Annotated in this window: 18 protein-coding genes; 16 read left to right on the top strand and 2 right to left on the bottom strand. The window is 51.2% G+C overall.

The features are described from left to right. The first annotated feature begins 38 nt into the window (after positions 1-38). The gene (locus METLU_RS25170) at positions 39-1,310 is read left to right on the top strand and encodes an efflux RND transporter periplasmic adaptor subunit (RefSeq protein WP_196806620.1); all 1,272 of its coding nucleotides are present in this window, start codon (positions 39-41) and stop codon (positions 1,308-1,310) included. Then, positions 1,303-4,443 (top strand): efflux RND transporter permease subunit, encoded by a 3,141-nt coding sequence (locus METLU_RS0111085; RefSeq protein ID WP_027158268.1) that lies wholly within the window; start codon positions 1,303-1,305, stop codon positions 4,441-4,443. The genes METLU_RS25170 and METLU_RS0111085 overlap by 8 nt, the downstream gene beginning before the upstream one ends. A gap of 151 nt (positions 4,444-4,594) precedes the next feature. Here METLU_RS0111085 and METLU_RS0111080 read toward each other — a convergent pair whose 3' ends face one another. Then, complete coding sequence (locus tag METLU_RS0111080; RefSeq protein ID WP_027158267.1) at positions 4,595-6,160, bottom strand: sigma 54-interacting transcriptional regulator; 1,566 nt, start codon at positions 6,158-6,160, stop codon at positions 4,595-4,597. A gap of 174 nt (positions 6,161-6,334) precedes the next feature. Here METLU_RS0111080 and METLU_RS0111075 point away from each other — a divergent pair, with 174 nt between their 5' ends. The 7 genes from METLU_RS0111075 to METLU_RS0111045 all read left to right on the top strand — a co-directional run bounded on the left by METLU_RS0111075 (position 6,335) and on the right by METLU_RS0111045 (position 11,425). Beyond that, entirely contained in the window at positions 6,335-6,988 is a 654-nt protein-coding gene (locus tag METLU_RS0111075) for a DUF938 domain-containing protein (RefSeq protein ID WP_027158266.1), read from the top strand. 18 nt (positions 6,989-7,006) lie between these two features. After that, positions 7,007-7,579, top strand: coding sequence for a beta-class carbonic anhydrase (locus METLU_RS0111070; protein ID WP_027158265.1), 573 nt, complete (start codon positions 7,007-7,009; stop codon positions 7,577-7,579). Further along, the gene (locus METLU_RS0111065; RefSeq protein ID WP_027158264.1) at positions 7,580-8,314 is read left to right on the top strand and encodes an SDR family NAD(P)-dependent oxidoreductase; all 735 of its coding nucleotides are present in this window, start codon (positions 7,580-7,582) and stop codon (positions 8,312-8,314) included. Between the two features lie 9 nt (positions 8,315-8,323). Next, positions 8,324-8,932, top strand: a complete 609-nt coding sequence (locus tag METLU_RS0111060; RefSeq protein ID WP_027158263.1) for a DUF1326 domain-containing protein — start codon at positions 8,324-8,326, stop codon at positions 8,930-8,932. 5 nt (positions 8,933-8,937) lie between these two features. Then, a complete protein-coding gene (locus METLU_RS0111055; RefSeq protein WP_231383589.1) occupies positions 8,938-9,699 on the top strand; it encodes a DUF2182 domain-containing protein in 762 nt (253 codons plus the stop codon). Between the two features lie 108 nt (positions 9,700-9,807). Beyond that, entirely contained in the window at positions 9,808-10,668 is an 861-nt protein-coding gene (locus METLU_RS0111050) for a pirin family protein (protein ID WP_027158261.1), read from the top strand. Between the two features lie 130 nt (positions 10,669-10,798). Further along, positions 10,799-11,425: a hypothetical protein gene (locus METLU_RS0111045; protein ID WP_027158260.1), complete on the top strand. Its 627-nt coding sequence runs from the start codon at positions 10,799-10,801 to the stop codon at positions 11,423-11,425. 81 nt (positions 11,426-11,506) lie between these two features. Here METLU_RS0111045 and METLU_RS27910 read toward each other — a convergent pair whose 3' ends face one another. Continuing rightward, positions 11,507-11,680 carry a hypothetical protein gene (locus METLU_RS27910; RefSeq protein WP_155920538.1) on the bottom strand — a complete coding sequence of 58 codons (174 nt, stop codon included), beginning with the start codon at positions 11,678-11,680 and terminating at the stop codon, positions 11,507-11,509. A gap of 266 nt (positions 11,681-11,946) precedes the next feature. Here METLU_RS27910 and METLU_RS0111035 point away from each other — a divergent pair, with 266 nt between their 5' ends. The 7 genes from METLU_RS0111035 to METLU_RS0111000 all read left to right on the top strand — a co-directional run bounded on the left by METLU_RS0111035 (position 11,947) and on the right by METLU_RS0111000 (position 18,828). Further along, entirely contained in the window at positions 11,947-12,330 is a 384-nt protein-coding gene (locus METLU_RS0111035) for a 4a-hydroxytetrahydrobiopterin dehydratase (protein ID WP_027158259.1), read from the top strand. Between the two features lie 68 nt (positions 12,331-12,398). Continuing rightward, on the top strand, positions 12,399-12,605 hold the full coding sequence (locus METLU_RS0111030; protein ID WP_027158258.1) for a DUF6494 family protein: 207 nt from the start codon (positions 12,399-12,401) through the stop codon (positions 12,603-12,605). 132 nt (positions 12,606-12,737) lie between these two features. Next, positions 12,738-13,373 (top strand): DUF6781 family protein, encoded by a 636-nt coding sequence (locus METLU_RS0111025; RefSeq protein ID WP_027158257.1) that lies wholly within the window; start codon positions 12,738-12,740, stop codon positions 13,371-13,373. Between the two features lie 15 nt (positions 13,374-13,388). After that, positions 13,389-15,071, top strand: coding sequence for an ABC1 kinase family protein (locus METLU_RS0111020; protein ID WP_027158256.1), 1,683 nt, complete (start codon positions 13,389-13,391; stop codon positions 15,069-15,071). A gap of 158 nt (positions 15,072-15,229) precedes the next feature. Continuing rightward, positions 15,230-16,549 carry a sulfite oxidase gene (locus METLU_RS0111015; RefSeq protein ID WP_027158255.1) on the top strand — a complete coding sequence of 440 codons (1,320 nt, stop codon included), beginning with the start codon at positions 15,230-15,232 and terminating at the stop codon, positions 16,547-16,549. Positions 16,550-16,561: 12 nt separating this feature from the next. After that, complete coding sequence (locus METLU_RS0111010) at positions 16,562-16,921, top strand: hypothetical protein (RefSeq protein WP_036243043.1); 360 nt, start codon at positions 16,562-16,564, stop codon at positions 16,919-16,921. Between the two features lie 1,466 nt (positions 16,922-18,387). Next, positions 18,388-18,828 carry a hypothetical protein gene (locus METLU_RS0111000; RefSeq protein WP_027158253.1) on the top strand — a complete coding sequence of 147 codons (441 nt, stop codon included), beginning with the start codon at positions 18,388-18,390 and terminating at the stop codon, positions 18,826-18,828. Positions 18,829-18,978: the final 150 nt, after the last annotated feature.

Raw genomic sequence — 18,978 nt, 5'->3', positions numbered from 1 at the left:
CTTAAGCCAATATGGATTCAACTAACCGCGTAGCATCAGTGACTAAACAAGCAATAATAGCTATTTTAATGCTGGCATTGGGATTAGGTGCCGGCTACTGGCTGGCAAGCCGGCAAATGGTTCATGAACAGCCGGTCAGTACACCGGCAGAACCCAGAAAACCGCTGTTTTACCGCAACCCGATGAATCCGGACGTGACCTCGCCGGTGCCGGCCAAGGACAGCATGGGCATGGACTATATTCCGGTCTATGCCGACGAAGAGCAGGCCGAAGAAAAAGCCGGCACCGTCAAAATCGACCCGATGACGACGCAGAATATCGGCGTGCGCACCGCCAGGGCGAGCCGGCAAACGCTGTCGCAGGGAATCCGCGCGGTAGGGCGCGTGGCTTACGACGAGGAGCGCATCGTGCGCCTGCATCCGAAAACGGAAGGCTGGATCGAGGCGATGTCGGTCGACAAAACCGGCCAGTGGGTCAAGAAGAACACCGATTTGCTGAGCGTTTATTCGCCGCAACTGGTGGCCAGCCAGCAGGAATACGTGCTGGCCCTGAAGAATCTCGAAGTACTCAAGAAAAGCCCGATAGAGGAGATCCGGCGCGGCGCCGAGGAACTGGTCAACAGCTCGCGCGAACGCCTGAAACTGCTGGACGTGCCGGAGCATCAGCTGCATGACCTGACCCATACGCATGAAATCAAGAAGAGCCTGCACATTCACACGCCGGCGGCCGGCATCGTGATCGAGATTGGCGCACGTGAAGGGCAGTACGTCACGCCGGCCACGCAATTGTATATGATCGCCGACCTCAGCAAGGTCTGGGTATACGCCGATATTTACGAGTATGAACTGCCCTGGGTCAGGGAGGGCGATCCGGTGGAAATGCGGCTGGCCGGCGTGCCCGGCAAGGTTTTCAAGGGGCATCTGGCGTTCATCTATCCGTATGCCGAGGCCAAAACGCGCACGATCAAGGTGCGGCTGGTCTTTGATAATACCGAGCTGCTGTTGAAGCCTGACATGTTCGCCGAAGTCACGATTCAGGCCGGCAGGCGGCAGGAAGCCTTGGTGATTCCGGCCGAGGCCGTGGTTCGTTCCAGCGCCGGCGACCGGGTTTTCGTCGTGCAGGGCGATGGCCGGTTTGAGCCTCGCACGGTCAGGCTGGGGCTGGCTTCCAATGGTCACATCGAAATACGCGAGGGCCTGGCCGAGGGCGAGGAAGTCGTGACATCGGCGCAGTTCCTGATCGATTCCGAGTCCAATCTGCGCGAAGCGACAAAAAAAATGATGGCGCCTGAGCCGCATCAGCATGATTAGTCGCATTATCAGCCTGTCGCTGGCCAACCGCTTCATGGTGCTGATAGCGGCTCTGATCCTGGCTGTTGCGGGGATCTGGTCGTATCAGCGCATGCCGCTCGATGCGATCCCTGATTTATCCGATGTCCAGGTCATCGTGTTCACGGATTACGCCGATCAGGCGCCGCAGGTCGTCGAGGACCAGGTCACGTACCCGCTGACGACGGCCATGCTGGCCGTACCGCATGCCAAGGTCGTGCGCGGCTATTCCTTCTTCGGTCTGTCGTTCGTCTATATCATTTTCGAGGATGGCACGGACATTTACTGGGCAAGGTCGCGCGTGCTGGAATACCTGAATTACGTACGGGAGCGGCTGCCGCAGGGCGTGACGCCCACATTAGGTCCTGATGCCACTGGCGTCGGCTGGATTTACGAATACGCGCTGGTCGACAGGAGCGGCCGCCATGACCTGGCGCAACTGCGCTCGATTCAGGACTGGTATCTGCGCTATCCGCTGCAGACCGTGCCCGGCGTCGCCGAGGTGGCGTCGGTCGGCGGCTTCGTCAAGCAGTATCAGGTCGAAGTCGACCCGAACGCGCTGCAGGCTTATGAAATTCCGCTGTCGACCGTCATTACGGCCATCAAGCGTTCCAACAACGACGTCGGCGGCCGTCTGCTGGAGATGGGCGAGACCGAATACATGGTCAGGGGACTGGGCTACATCAAATCGATCGCCGACCTGAAAACCATCCCGGTCGGCGTCGACGCCAACGGCACGCCCGTGCGCCTGCAGGATGTCGCGCGCGTCCAGATCGGCCCGGAATTGCGGCGCGGCCTCGTGGAACTGAACGGCGAGGGCGAAGTCGCGGCCGGCGTCGTCATCATGCGTTTCGGCGAGAACGCGCTGGCAACCATTGAAGGCGTGCGCGCCAAGCTCGAGGAACTCAAGAAAGGCCTGCCCGAAGGCGTGGAAATCGTGACCGTTTACGATCGCGGCAACCTGATCGAACGGGCCGTCGATACGCTCAATGAAGCCTTGACCCAGGAGTTGATCATCGTCTGCCTCGTGATCGCGCTGTTCCTGCTGCACCTGCGTTCGTCGCTGGTCATCATTGTCAGCCTGCCGCTCGGGATTCTGGCCGCGTTCATCATCATGCGCTGGCAGGGCCTGAATGCCAATATCATGTCGCTGGGCGGCATCGCGATCGCGATAGGCGATATGGTCGACGGCGCGATTGTCATGGTCGAAAATGCGCATAAGCATCTGGCCGACGCGGCCCACAGGAAACAGGCCGAACTGACCGCTCGCGAGCGCTGGCAGGCTATCGGCAACGCCTCGCGCGAGGTCGGCCCGGCGCTGTTTTTCTCGCTGCTGATCATTACCGTCTCGTTCATACCGATTTTCGCGATGGAGGCGCAGGAAGGGCGGCTGTTCAGTCCGCTGGCCTTTACCAAATCCTATGCGATGGCTGCGGCAGCCATTCTGACCGTCACGGTCGTGCCGGTGCTGATGGGCTATTTCATTCGCGGCCGGATCATCCCCGAGCACCGGAACCCGGCCAACCGCTTTCTGCATTTTCTGCACGGGCCGGTTTTGAGAGTGGCGATGCGCTGGCGCGGTCTGACCATACTGCTGGCCGTGCTGTTGATGGCGACGACGCTGTACCCGTTGTCACGGATCGGCAGCGAGTTCATGCCGCCGCTCGATGAAGGCGACATCCTGTACATGCCGACCACCTTTCCGGGCATTTCGATCACCAAGGCGCGTGAACTGCTGCAACAGACCGACAAGATTCTGAAAACCTTTCCCGAAGTCGAACGGGTGTTCGGCAAGGTCGGGCGCGCCGAGACCGCTACCGATGCGGCGCCGCTCATGATGATCGAGACGACGATCCAGTTGAAGCCCAAAAACCAGTGGCCTGATCCCGACAAAACATCCAGACAGCTGATGGACGAGATGAACGGGGCGATCACGTTTCCGGGCATGGCCAATGCCTGGACCATGCCGATCAAGAACCGCATCGACATGCTGTCGACCGGTATCAAGACGCCGGTCGGCATCAAGGTGTCGGGGCCTGACCTGAATGTTCTGCAATCCCTGTCCCAGCAGATCGAGCAGATCATGAAGACGCTGCCTGAAACCTTGTCGGCCTATGGCGATCGCGTGGTCGGCGGCTATTTCCTGGATTTCGATATCAATCGCGAGGCGGCGGCCCGTTACGGCCTGACTGTCGGCGATGTGCAGGATGTCATCCAGAGCGCGATCGGCGGCATGAACATCACCGAAACCGTGGAGGGCTTGGAGCGCTATCCGGTCAACCTGCGCTATCCGCGCGATCTGCGCGATAACATCGGCGCCTTGCGGCGCGTGCTGGTGCCGACGCCTACGGGCGCCCAGATACCGCTGACGCTGGTGGCCGATCTGACACTCAGGCGCGGCACCGATGTCATTAAAAGCGAGGGTTCAAGGCCCAATGCCTGGGTTTATGTCGATATCACGACGTCCGATATCGGCGGCTTCGTCAGTCGCGCCAGGCAGACGCTGGCCGAAAATCTGGAGATCCCGGCCGGCTATACCGTCACCTGGTCCGGCCAGTTCGAGTATATGGAGCGCGCCGCGGAGCGTCTGCGGGTTGTCGTGCCGGTCACGCTGCTGCTGATTTTCCTGTTGCTGTATTTCACGTTCCGTAATTTTGTCGAGCCCCTGCTGGTCATGTTGACTATCCCGTTCGGCCTGATCGGCGGCATCTGGCTGATTTACGCTTACGGGTTCAATCTATCCGTTGCCGTCTATGTCGGTTTTATCGCGTTGGCCGGCACGGCCGCCGAAACCGGCATCATGGTGCTGAGTTTTATCGACATGGAAATGGAGCGCCTGCGCGCGCTGAAAAAAGCCCCGCTGACGGCCGAAGAAATCAAGAATGCCGCCGAAGCCGCGACAGCTTTGCGCGTGCGGCCCGTGGCCATTACCGCGATCTGTAATATCGTCGGCCTGATTCCCATCATGTGGGCGACGGGCAGCGGCGCCGATGTCACGCAACGCATCGCCGCGCCGGTGCTGGGCGGCATGCTGAGCGTGCTGATGCTGAGTCTTCTGGTGTTTCCGGTGCTGTACAGTCTGGTGTTGCAGTATCAGGAAAGGCGCGCCGCATAAAAACCACGAAATATGTGTAGGCTGGGTTGGAGCTTTAGCGGAAACCCGGCATGGGCGGCGCCCAAAGCTGGGTTTATCAACCCAGCCTACAGCGCTACAACTTCGTGTTCTTCGTGATCTTCGTGGTGAAAAATTCAGAGTCTAACAACGGTTAAGTTTTCAGACTCCGGTACTCAGCCAGATTAATCTCATATTTCTTCAGTTTGCCGTAGACGGCGCGTGAAGTGATGCCCATGCTCTCGGCGATTCTGTTGACGTCGCCCTGATGGGCTTTTAGCGCCGTTTCCAGATAGGCTTGCTCGACTCTGGCCAGGGCGCTTTCCTTGATATCTTTCCAGTCGTTGCCGGAGTTTGCCGAAGCCGGAAGCGCCAGATCCAGTTCGGTGATTTCCGTGCCCCGGGCGAACAATAGACTGCGTTCGAGGATGTTTTCCAGTTCGCGGACGTTGCCGGGCCAGGGATAGGCGCGTATCTTCTGCATGACTTCGCGGCTGACCGATTCAATCTGTCTGTTGTACTTCTTGTTCAGACGCTGAATGATCAGTTGCACCAGATAGGGCAGGTCTTCGGGGCGTTCGGCCAGAGGCGGAATGCCGAGCCGGACCACGTTGATGCGGTAGTACAGGTCATGGCGGAACCGACCCTGCCTGACCAGTTCTTCCAGGTCCTGGTTGGTTGCGGAGATGATGCGCAGGTCGACCGACAGGGTTTGCTTGCCGCCGACCCGTTCCAGTTCTCCTTCCTGAAGCACGCGCAACAGACGGGTTTGCGCGGCCGGCGACAGGGAATCGACTTCGTCGAGAAACAGCGTGCCGCCTTCGGCGCGCTCAAAATAGCCTTGATGCACTTCCACGGCGCCAGTAAAGGCGCCTTTTTCATGCCCGAACAGGGCGCTTTCGATCAGGCTTTCAGGGATGGCGCCGCAGTTGATCGGAATGAACGGTTTCTGGCAGCGCTCGCTCATGGCATGAATGGCGCGCGCGACCAGTTCCTTGCCGACGCCGGTCTGACCCTCGATCAATACCGTGGCCAGCGTCGGCGCAATCACTTCGATGGATTGCAGGACTTTCTGCATGGCCGGCGATTTCGCGATGATGGCCGGCGGCTGGTGCTTTTTGGCGGGCGCCTTGGCCTGCTTGCGCCAGATTTGCTGCATGCTTTCCTCGATGCGCTCCTGCAGGTTGTCGATGTCCTGTTTTTCCTTGATCGGCGTCGTATCGGTGTATTCAATGCCGGAACGGTCCTTGCCGGCATCGTGGTTGGTGTAGACGCAAACTTCGCAGCTGCCGTGATTGCGGGCGATGCTCTTTTTGATTTCAACCTTGGCGTAACCGAAGTTTCTGGCCGCGATGCCGCCAAACACGCTCGAGGTCATGCCGCATAATTCAGGAAAATTGGTCACGCGGTCGCCGAAAGGGCAGCTGGAACTGGTCACGGTAATACAGTCCTGGTTGCTCGAAGCCAGCGAAAATTTGCCGCCGATATTGTTCTTGAGCCCCAGAATAAGCTCTATGTAGCTTTCCCGATCGAGCAGGCCGTTTTTGCCGGTATCGCTGCGATAGGTTTCCTCAAAGAAGCAGCCGGCCGTTCTGGCGATGTGTTCGATCAGTTGCTCGCAGTGCTTTTGGCCCTGTTGCTCGCTGGCATGCATCAATTCAAGGATGAAAGTCTGCAGAAAAAACACGGGGGTTAAATCGGAAAGAGAGTTATTACTCATTGCTTGACCGCTTTGTGAAATGAATTTTCACTCATTGAAGCATGACTTCACTAATTGGGTAAAGTAAAAATTTAAGTCATTGTATCTAAAAGTAAATATTATATAAATTAACTGGCATGGCATTTGCTGATTATTGAATCGCACCTTAAAACTAAAACAAATGAGAGATTAACCATGAATCAGCAAAAACCGCCTTTAGATCCGCATCCTTTAAGTGAATATGTCGCCTGGGCCGGCAGTCGTAACCGCGAACCGCTTTTAGGCGTACTAAAAGACAAGCTGCCTAAAGATCCAAGCCGCGTACTGGAACTGGCCAGCGGCAGCGGCATGCATATCAATTATTTTGCGCCGCATTTCGAGCATTTGCATTTTCAGCCGTCCGATAAAGACCAAAGCGTTTTCGACAACATCAAGCAACTGTCGGTCGATCACAGCAACGACAATATCGCCGATCCGGTCCATCTGGATTTGACCGACCCAACTACTTGGTTCAATCCCGGCAAAGCGGGTTCGTTCTCGGCCATTTTCTGCATCAATATTTTTCAGGTCGCGCCGATTTCGATAGCCGACGGTATGATGGAATGCGCTTCCTATCTGCTCGATGACAACGGTTTTCTACTGATCTACGGGCCTTTCCGGGTCGAAGGTCAATTCACGACCGATTCCAACAAGGAGTTCCATGAAACGCTGAGTTCCGCCGGCGTCTCGGAATGGGGGCTGAAGGATGTAGCCGACCTGAAAAAGGCAGCCGAAAAGCATGGCCTGGAGTTAAAGGAACAAATCGATATGCCGTCCAATAATTTCTCGCTGATATTCGGCAGAAAGTAAGCAGGAGCGAGGTAGCTTATGAGCAAAATATTAAACGAAGTGATTGCCGCGAACCGCGACTATGCGGCCGGATTCGACAAAGGCGATCTGCCGATGCCTCCAGGCCGCCATTTCGCGATCCTGACCTGCATGGATGCGCGCCTGGACCCGGCTAAATATGCGGGACTTTCCGAAGGCGATGCGCATGTGATCCGCAATGCAGGCGGCCGCGCCAGCGACGATGCGATCCGCTCGCTGGTCATTTCGTATAAACTGCTCGGCACGCGCGAATGGTTCGTCATTCATCATACCGATTGCGGCATGGAGACGTTTAACGACGAGATCATGCGTGATCTGCTGAGCAGCAGCTTGAAAACCGCCTCCATCGACGAAAACGGCTGGCACGACTGCTGCGAAGGTCCGGGCTCGGTGGAAGGCAAATATATCGACTGGCTGACGATTAAAGATCAGGCACAAAGCGTGCTCGAAGATGTCATACGTATTAAGTCGCATCCCCTGGTGCCGTCCGATATTCCGGTTTACGGTTATATTTATGACGTCAAATCAGGGAAATTAATCGAAGTGCCTGAGGCAACCAAAGCGGGAAAGTAAATAGTGCAGCCATGTTCAGCCGTTATTATTGGTGTTGGTCCAGAGCAAGGACTCGGCGCGACACTCGCCAAGTATTTTGCTTCAAAAGGGTTACACGTTTTCATCGCCGGCCGCAGTGAAGATAAGCTGCGGCGCGTTGCCGACGTGATCCGGCAAAAGGGCGGCGCGGTCACCTCCGTAATTGCCGATGCCACCGTCGAGCGCGATGTCGAGCATTTGTTCAAAATGGCGCAGCTTGGCGGATTTCAGGTCGATATTGCTGCCTATAACGTGGACAGCAATATTCCGGGGCCTTTGCTGGAAACCGATGAGGAGACTTTTACCAAGCTCTGGCAACAGAATTGCCTGGGGGCGTTCCTGTTCGGCAAAGCCGCCGTAAATGCCATGAAGGACCGGCACCAGGGCACGCTGTTCTTTACCGGTGCGACGGCCTCGTTACGGGCTAAACCGCCGTTTACGGCCTTTGCCTGCGCAAAGGCCGGTGTGCGGGCCTTGGCCCAGGGCATGGCTCGGGAATTCTCGCCGCATGGCATTCATGTCGTGCATGCGGTGATAGACGGCGTCATAGACGGCGATCGCGCCCGACAGCAATTTCCCGATTACGTCAAGGCCAAGGGCAAGGAGGGTCTGTTGAAACTGAATGCGATAGCCCGGACTTATTGGGCTGTACATAAGCAGCATCCGAGCGCGTGGACGCACGAACTGGATCTGCGACCGTTCAAAGAACCGTTTTAGGAGAGCGTTATGCCGCAAATAAAGAACTGGTCCTTGCAAGGCGATTATTTTGAAACCTGTAACTGCGAAACGGCGTGTCCATGTGTCTGGCTGCAACCGCCGACCGAGGGCGATTGCAAGCTGCTGGTGGCCTGGCATATCGACCAGGGGCATCTGGACGGTCAATCTCTGGATGGCTTGAATGTCGTCTTGGCCTGTTATGCGCCGGGACTGATGATAGACGGCGGCTGGCAGGCGGCTTTGTATGTCGATGAGCGCGCGACCGAAAGCCAGCTTGATGCGATTGTGCAGATTTTCAGCGGCCAGCAAGGCGGGCATCCGGCTGTTCTGACGAGCTTCGTCGGCGAGATGCTGGGCGTTAAAAAAGTAAAAATCGATTACCAGGGGCAGGGCATCAGCCGGCAACTGACCATTCCCGGCATAGCCCAGGCCGAGATAGAAAGCATCGCGGGCATTACTGGCGGGCCGGCAACGATCAACAATCCGCCTTTGTGCGTGGTGACGAGCCATCCGGCCATTGTCAGCCGGTCGAAGCATTACCGCTATCAGGATTATGACAAGGACTGGACGTTTTCCGAACGTAACGGCTTTTTCTCGGCATTTACCTACGGGCCTTAATCATTTTGTTTAAAGCGCAAACGCGTGTTCTGGGCACGTTACTGGCGGTCATTCTTGTTGCCTGGGGCTGGCTTTTCCATCAGCACTGGCAGCAAGAATCACTGCCGATGTCGCAGATGTGGATGCCGCCATCCGAGACGGCGGCCTGGCGTTTTACGGATTTCGCGCTGGTTTACAACATGTGGGCGGTCATGATGGCGGCTATGATGCTGCCGTCCGCCATTCCTATGATTCTGGCTTTTCATCGCGTCTGCCAACGACGCGCAAAAGCGCCTTATCGGCTCAGTTACCTGTTCAGTCTGGCCTACTTGTTAGTTTGGTTCCTGTTCAGCAGTGTTTTGACATTGCTGCAATGGCAGTTTCATGGCTGGTCCTGGCTGTCGCCGATGATGGATAATCAGAGTACGGCCTTGGCCGTCGGCGTATTATTCCTGGCTGGTATTTATCAATTTCTGCCGGTAAAAAACGCCTGTCTGACGCATTGCAAGTCCCCTATGGGCTTTCTGCTCAATGAATGGCGCGAAGGTGTCGCGGGCGTGCTGATCATGGGGCTCAGACATGGGGCGACCTGTTTGGGTTGCTGCTGGGCGCAGATGCTGATCATGTTTGCCGTCGGGGTGATGAATCTGCCGGCCATGGCGCTGATTACCCTGCTGGTTATTGTCGAAAAATGGTTGCCTGTTAAGGCAGCGATTATTTGTAAAGCGGGCGGTGTCATTTTTTTGGTCTGGGGCGCCTTGCTGTGGGCATTTCAAGGCTCATCATGATTAGCCCGGCTGCCGGAACAAACGTTTAGGCCTACAGTCTACGCGTAAATAGCGGCAATCCCTTGCCGTCTTGCCCGTAGACTGGTAATTACTGAAAAGGCCAATGTCATGACCTCAAAGACGCGACAACTTGCAGATACTATTACCGCATTCGACACATCCGATGGCAGTGGTGTCAAGCTCAAACGCTGCTTAAGCCGTGCGCGGCAGGATTTGCTCGATCCGTTCATCTTGCTGGATGAATTCGCCACCGACAACGTCGCCGATTACATCGGCGGATTTCCCGAACATCCGCATCGAGGCTTTGAAACGGTCACCTATATGCTGGCGGGCTCGATGCGTCATCGCGATCATCTGGGCAATGAAGGGCATTTGAAACCCGGATCAGTACAGTGGATGACGGCGGCCCATGGCATTATCCACTCGGAAATGCCCGAGCAGGAGCAGGGCTTGCTGCACGGCTTTCAGCTATGGATCAATCTGCCGGCCAGTGAAAAAATGAAACCGCCGCACTATCAGGAATTCGGCGCTGAAATGATTCCTATCGTCCCGCTTGCCAATGATGGCTATGTGAAAGTGATTGCAGGGGAATTTGTGTCGGACGCCGGAAAAGTATCAGGGCCGGTAATGGGCGTTGCCACTCAACCGCTTTATTTCGATGTCCTGCTGACTAAAGGGCAAGGTATTCATATTCCCGTGGACGCACAGCAGACCGTCTTGACTTATGTTTATGAGGGGGATCTCAATGTCGGCGGCCCCGGCAATTCATTAATGACAGGTCAACTGGGATTGTTAACGCCAGGCACTGACATTGAGCTGAAGACACGCGATTACGATAGCCGGTTTTTAGTGCTGGCCGCCAGGCCGATACGGGAGCCTGTCGTTCAATCCGGCCCTTTTGTCATGAATACCCATGAAGAAATTGAACAGGCTTTTCGCGACTATCGCAATGGCACGCTAACGCTCTAAAAAGCCAGCCAATCTATCCGAAGCTATTTGGCTAAATAGCTCAATCTATATCTTATCTTGAAGGTTTCTTAACGATTATAATAGGACGGATGACACGTCTCGGCCGCTAACAATCACAAAAGGAGTAATTATGAAGGCAAGCGTAAAATTTTTGACAGGTATGCTATTTATTATGCTGGCGGCGTGCGCGACTCAAGAAGTCAAAGAGGAGGAAGGCGCAGAGGTGTCTGCAACCACAGAGACGCCAGTTATGCCTGAAGGCACAGTGGACATGTCCGGTCAAAATCCGCCGCTTACCATCACCAAAGGCGATAAATCCCTGAAGCTGGTCAGAATAATGGACGGCGGCGTCTGCAAAAATGACTTTCAAGGCGCTAAAGGCGTGTTCCTGGTCTATGCCGATGCTGACGACATAGAACGGATCAAGACCGAGAAAGGCCCGCAAATCTTCGCCGAATTCGAGAATAAAATACAGGCTTTCTCAATCGATGCCCTGGAGGAAGCTGTTGAAGCCACTAATCTTGCCGAAGACCCTTTTGTCTTGGGAGAGGATGAGGCACAGCAGAAACTGGCCAAACAGTTGACTATAAATTTCCGTAATGCCGTAGCGGATCCTGCTGATACGTTTCAAAAAGAAACAACCTTGACCATTGATATCGTGCCATTCCCGCCGTCGCTTATTTTTTATCAGAAAGGTTGCGGAGCCGCTCAACTCGAGCCTGAAACGGAAGGTCCGGGAGGTTCGGAAGGTCAATGAGGCTTAAGATTTGTTTCTTAGCCCCATCGGATTATCTCGGTATCAGGCTGGCTGCCTGATTATTAGAAGTCGACCTGTTTTTTATATGCCTTCATCCTGCTTTTCGGGCAGAGGCAAACGGTTAAGATGTCGAATTTTGGTATGTTTTTTGGTATGTTTTAAGGATACAGACAATTCTTTGATCAGAAAATGCAGTACCAGTGTGCTGAGACTGATCAGGAAGTTGATAAAATTTATCAATTTATTATTAAACATAAAGCCGTCCTTTTCATTGTTTAAACGGAAGTTAACTTATATTTACCTTTTAACACTGGACAGGATGGCATTGTTTCCGATAACTCAAGATGGCGCAATTGGGCTAATTACCTAGGGTATTGTTAACGCAACAAAAATATATAAAATCATTTTAATTGTTTCACGATTCGCACGGTCCGATAGTTTTCAGGATTTAATTGCTGGTTTGTTTTTTAACTTTAGTTTATAAACTGAAATTAGTAATCAAATATGAGAGGAGGTCATTTATGGGCTGGAGAGAGCGCAAACAAGAAGAAACCTATACCGATACCGAAGTAGAAGCGCGACTGAAAGAAGAGTTGCCGCACTGGTATCTCGAAAACGGCTGGATCCGCCGCAAATACAAAACCAGCGGCTGGAAAGCCACGCTGATGGTCGTAAACACTATCGGGCATCTGGCCGAGGCAGCTTTTCATCATCCCGATCTCAGCATTTCATATGCCTTTGTGATCGTTAAATTGATGAATCATGAGGCCAAGGGCATTACCAATAAGGATTTTGAACTGGCTAAAAAAATCGAGGAAGTGATTTGCTGGCAACCCGGCAAGGAAGGCGGTGCTTTACAAGGCACACCTGACGATCCGCGGTTTAAATATATCAAATACGATTAAACGCCAGAATCGCCGTATAAACAATTACAAAAGTACATAATTTCGAAGTTTGATCCACGGAGGTCGATATGAATGAAGATACTTTTAACATGGAAATCAGAAAATATCTCAAGAAAGTCGGCGTGACATCGCAGCGGGAAATTGAGCACGCTGTTGCCCAGGCGATTGAATCGGGAAAACTGGACGGTTCCGAGACACTTGATGTCTCAATGACGCTTGATATTCCCGCTATAAACCTGACTTATAGCATTAAGGGAGGGATAGAACTGGAATAGCTGTATTTTGCCAGTATTAGCAGGCATAGAACTTGTATGACTTGAATATAAACCACTATGAACCCTACCGCGTCTTTACTTTCTAAAAAATAAAAAGGGTATTTTAATTTTACAGGCGTTTGGAGAACGGCGATGACTGAATCAAACCAACATGAAGATGTACAGGAAGCAGTCCGCGACGCGGTCGATTCGGGTTCGGATATCTATCAGCGAGTTAAGGATATTACCCTCAAAGCGCTGACGGAACGGCAACTGGATATGGAAAATATCACCAAGGTGGCGGATGCCGTCGCTAAAGGCATCGGCGATGCGATGGGAGACCGGGGCGAATATTCCAGGGAAGCTTTTACACAGGCAGTCTCGGCATTGGATGACGCCTTGGCGAAGGCTGCGGAAGCATCGAAACTGGCTATCCAGGAGGCGGCTTCCAAGGTCAGCGACTATTCTCAATATGATTTGAACAAGGCCACTGACGATATACAGCGGCTGGAAGAACTGTTTCTGGATACGGTAAAGAGAATTGCCAAAGACGGTAATCAAATCGTTACCGACATTGTCAATGATTTTAGTACGCACGCACGGCAAAGCGGTACGGCTGTTGGCGAGCAGGCTTCCATCGCCATGGATGCGCTGAAGGATCTGCCGAAGATTAGTACAGGCACGCTTATATCGAGCACGGTGGCGGCCACTACCGCATTAGCCGAGATTGGCAGCGGCATTTTAGCGGGCATTGCTGAAAGTCTGCGGTCATCTCAGGCCAAAAAATAAACATCGGCGGAATACATGCTGTGGCAAATGTTAAACGCAGCCAGGGATCTGGGCCGCGCTCAAGATATAGCTACCATACTGATACGTTATGGGTTTGGCAGCTTTGTGCGTGTCCTGGGCATGGGTCAGGCGCTGGAACGAGCGGGAAGAGTGCTGCATTGGCAGCATGTGGAAGAATATGTGAGGCTCGAAACCCCGCAACGCATCAGGCGCGTGCTCGAGGATTTGGGGCCCACGTATATCAAGTTGGGGCAAATTATGGCCACCCGCGTCGACGTATTCCCGCCAGCCTATATTACTGAATTCGAGAAACTTCAGGATCAGGCGCCTCCCATCCCATTTGAAGAATTGCTTCCACAGATTGAAGAAGACATCGGTGGCCGCATTGATGATATTTTTTCATATGTCGACAGACAACCATTGGCGGCTGCGTCCATCGCTCAGGTTCATAAAGCCTTTCTCAAGGATGGAACACCGGTTATTTTGAAGGTCCGCCGGCCCGGCCTGCGCAAAATCATTGAAGCCGATTTGCGGCTTTTGCAACGTATTGTGGATATCGCCGAATCCGAAGAGCCGGAGCTTCGACGTTTTCATCCACGGAACATACTGCGTCAGTTCAACCAATCCTTGCGCCGGGAACTCGATCTTGCCAGTGAGGGCAGGAATTCGGAACAGGTCGCTCTCAATTTAAGCGGCGATGTCAATATCAGAGTTCCTAAAATTTACTGGCAGTGGACCGGTGAAAGACTGAATGTTCAGGAGTACATTGAAGGCATACCTGGCAGGGACCTGGAGTCCGTCGAAAGTGAAGGGCTGGATAGAAAGCTGCTGGCTGATCGAGGCGCCAGGGCCGTCATGCAGATGATCATGGAAGACGGTTTCTTTCATGCCGATCCGCATCCGGGAAATGTGTTTTATCTGCACGGTAATAAACTGGCCTTCATCGATTTCGGCATGATCGGTCGCTTAACCGAAGAGCGCCGGGAGCAGGTAGTCAGTTTATTGTACGGCATGGTCAACCATGCGCCTGCCAGAGTGGTTGAGATTCTTGAAGACTGGTCGGACAATCCGACGGTGGACGAACAGGCGCTTACCGTGGAGATAGAAGCATTTGTTGACCAGTACAGTTCGCTTGCGGTCAAGGATTTGAGCCTGACGGATATGATGACTGACCTGATGGCGTTGTTAAGGGATCATAATCTGATTCTGCCGGCGGATCTGGCCTTGCTGATCAAGGCTTATATTACCCTGGACGGCCTTGGCAGACATCTTAATCCTGAATTTAATACACTGGTTTTCGCGGCGCCTTATCTTGAGCAAATCATGATGGAACGCTACAGGCCGGAAGCTATCACCCGGCGCGGCTGGCGTAATTTGATCAGTGTTGCCGATATGGTATCCAATTTACCGAAAGATATGCGCAAGCTGCTGCATGCTTCGCGTAAAGGCGCTCTCCAGGTCGATATCAACGTCAGGCATTTCGATTATTACGTCAATAAGAACGATAATGCCATGAGTAGGCTAACCATGGGCATTATAACCGCCGCGCTCATTATCGGTTCCTCCATTATCACGACGATAGAAAGGGGGCCTTACATATTCGGCATTCAAGCCTTCGCGTTTCTCGGCTTTACATGCGCAACCCTGGGGTTTTTCTGGGTATTGGTTTCTATCTGGCAAAGCAATCATAAACGCTGACGCCTAATTCATATTAGCCAAAAGAATGTAAGTGTTCGAACCTATTCTTCATTAGCTAATATAGGTCAATAATGTCTGTTCAAGCTTGCCTTGTAAGAATCTACGCTCAAACTCCATGAATTAGCTCCAGCTTCATTAACAGGCTGGAAGGATCGGTCGTGAAAAACAGTAACTTCCACAAAGGTATTCATGAACTGTATAAAGAGGATCCTGAGAAGGCTGATCAGTTGATCTGGGGACGGGAAGCCCATCCAATTTCCCGAAGAGGGTTTCTGAAGAAAAGCGGATTGTGGGCGATGAGCGCGGCGTTGGGCGCCAATATTCCTTTTGCCGATAACATGCCCGGCGGACTGATACCGGCCGCTTTTGCCGATACCTCTGACTCTTTTAATATTGCCGGCAAACATCCCGGACTGATTGTGGTGAACGACAGGCCCGTCAGTGCAGAAACGCCAGCCCACCTACTGGATGATTTTGTTACGCCGGCCGATAAGTTATTCATCCGCAATAACGGCATCCCGCCTCAAAATATTGACCTTGCCGCCTGGATGCTGCGCATCGAAGGCGAATCCATCAAATCCCACGCCCAGTTCAGCCTTGAGGACTTGAAACGTAAATTCAAGCATTACACATATCAATTAACGATCGAATGCGCCGGTAATGGCAGAAGCGAGTTTAATCCACCGGTTCCCGAAGGGCAATGGACTGTCGGCGCTGTCGGATGTCCGGAATGGACCGGCGTGCGTCTTCGGGATGTGCTGGAATCGATTGGCATTAAGGATGATGCCGTTTATATAGGCTATTACGGGCGCGATGCGCACATCAGCGGCAAACCCGGCCATGAGCCGATTTCAAGAGGCGTGCCGATGAGCAAGGCGCTTGAAGATGAAACGCTGATCGCCTGGGCCATGAATGGCGCGGATATACCCATTATGAATGGCCATCCACTGAGGCTGGTCTGCGGCGGCTGGTCGGGTTCCACGTCCGGAAAATGGCTCAATAAAATTGTCGTTCGTAATAAAGTTCATGACGGCGAGAAAATGACCGGACTGTCTTATAAGCTGCCCTGCCATCCCGTCGAGCCTGGAGACAAGGTTACGGAAAAGGATATGTGTATTATCGAATCCATGCCGGTCAAATCGCTGATTACGTATCCAAAAACGGGAGCAATGATCAAGGTTGGCCAGAAACTGCCTCTGCGAGGTCATGCCTGGGCCGGAGATTTGAGTGTATCTGCTGTGGATATTTCCAACGATTTCGGCATAACCTGGCAGCGCTGCAATTTACAGGAGCCTAAAAACAGGCTGGCCTGGCAGCATTGGCAGGCGGAACTTGATTTTCCCGGTCCGGGTTATTACGAGGTCTGGGCCAGGGCGACCAACAGCGCCGGAAAAATGCAGCCTATGGTTGTACCCGGCTGGAACCCGAAAGGCTATCTGAATAATGCCTGTCATCGTATTGCCGTCAAAGTGGTCTAGGTGGAGCAGGGCATGGGTGTAACTGTTAGAATTAAAATCTGCTTCCTACTGCTATTTTTTACCCAGCAATTGATGGCGCAACAGAACATAGATGCTAAAACAGGTTTAATCATTGATCAGGGATTTGACACGGTAAAATCAGAATGCACTGTTTGCCATTCGGCAAAACTGATCATACAAAATAAAGCGACCCGTCAGGGCTGGCTGGAAACGATTCGCTGGATGCAAAAAACGCAAGGATTACGTCAACTGACTGCGGAAACCGAACAGGAAATACTGGCTTATCTGGCAAAAAATTATCCTCCCGAGCAAAAAGGACGTCGTACGAATCCAGTTGTCGAGAACTGGTATTGGTTAAACAGGGATCAATAATCCTCATTGGTTTATTAATCACATCAACTCTTCTTTCTGTTTAATGCCATTCCCTCACTAACCCTCCCATTTCATAAGAAAAATGATTTTTTACGTTGTTTTTCTTGAAAGAAGGCGCATAAAAATAATGTTGTAAGTATTGTACTATCCAAATTATCAAGCTATTTAATAGCTGGAAATAAAAATTTCTAATATTTTCATTATGTTAATTCGTCATATATTGATTAGTCTGCTCCTCTTTTATTAAGTATTGGCCATGAAATGTCTGTACCAATCCTTTTTTATGTCTATATCAAAGGCTTAAAAAATAATAGGTATGCCGGTGCTTTAACGTGGTATTGAGAGCTTCCAAGCAACAGAATAAGCAAATACTAAATTAAGCTGTTATTCGGTATTCTGAAGTGATTCAGAATGTAGTAATGAAATCATCGACAGAGCGCAAGATGGTTGTCATGGTATTTTTATTTTATTTTTCATATGGTTGAGCTTGTCTTTTCTGTTTTGATATCAAGATACCCGCTTCACAATGGTATAAAAACTCCTTTCTGAGCTTGAAACATGAAGCTGGATTCAGCTTCATGACTATGCGGATAAGGAAATTATTCGCTATGAGAGCGAACTGTATCGTTAGTATTGATCTTGCCCTGCATTCCAAATTGCATGGAATTTTGCTCAAAAGTTTGGGTGAAAAAGCAGCGGTTAAACGGCCTGTTTCAGTTCCTGAAAAAAACTAGGTCATTACAATAGTCAATACTAAATAAAGCGTTAACAAAAACTAAATTAACACTTTTGAGCTTTTAAGCGTTTTTTGAAATTATATCTATGGCTTTTTAGGCTCTTATCTATGGTTTTTTGGGCTTTTATCTATGGCTTTTTGGAGTGGATTAATTAATACTGTAGCTGTGCAAATAATTTAATAAAAAATTAATAAAAGGGCTGAAGTTAATATAAATGTGTTAATAAAAAAATAAAGTTAACATTATGATTTTTTAAGTAGTTTTTTAAATTTCATCTATGTGTTTTTGGGATTTCATCTATTTATTTTTAAGACGTTTTAACTGATACTGTAACTGAGCCTATAGTTAATTGGCTCAATATAAGGGTTGAAGTTAATAATAAGTTGTATTACTAGCTAGTAATATTACTAATAGTAATAGAGTTAAAAATAAGTATTATAAGTTCAAACTCGAATATAGAGACTGATTAATACAGTTGCCGTATTAATAATTTAATATAAGCTTTAGAGAAGGGTTGAATTTAATAATAAGTTGTATTACTAGCTAGTAGTCTTACTAATAGTAATAAAGTTAAAAACAAGTATTATAAATTCCAACTCGAATATTTAAGTAAGTAGTTAATGAATCGAATCAGTATATATTTAAATATATACTTAATATGAAAGCATTAAGTTAACTGCTGATTAGTCGGGATGTTTCTAAGCTGATCATAAAATTGAGGATTAACTAATGATTAAGAAAATTGCTTATATATTAATACCAGCTTGCGCGGCAACTATTTCAGTTGCAGGAGCTGAAACAATGCCATCAAATCCTACATTGCTTACAGTAGGTGAAATGGACCAGGTGACTGCCGGTGCTGCCAATGCTGATGCGGCGGCTGTGGCTTACTCCCCTATTCTAGCTTTCGCAAAAACCTATACTACAGCTTTGGTAGTGGCCCCTGGCAGTAGACTGCCGGGTGTTGGTGCTGCTGCTGCTGGAGGTATAGCTGTAGCGGGTGGTGTGGGTGAGGGATCAACGGCGGGTACATCCACCACATCAAATACGGGGCTGACGGGGCCAAATGTTCATGGCATCCAATTGGATATTAATAGGCCTGGTCAACTGGTTAGCCTAAGCGGAAGTGTTGGTGTTGCAGTCAGTGCACCGACCGCCATTCCGTTTTAAGACAGTATTTTAATCACCAGTATCAGCCTGGTTTGTTCAGATTTCAAGAATTTAGAATGTCCCCCTGAATTATGCCTGGGGACGTGCTAAAAAACCCCCTTAAGTGTTAGAGCGCTTAAGGTATTTGTTAGATAAATTTAACGAGGTGTT

Origin of the sequence: Methylobacter luteus IMV-B-3098 (assembly GCF_000427625.1) — a bacterium.
Taxonomy (GTDB): Bacteria; Pseudomonadota; Gammaproteobacteria; order Methylococcales; family Methylomonadaceae; genus Methylobacter; species Methylobacter luteus.
This window is presented reverse-complemented; position numbering and strand designations above follow the sequence as displayed.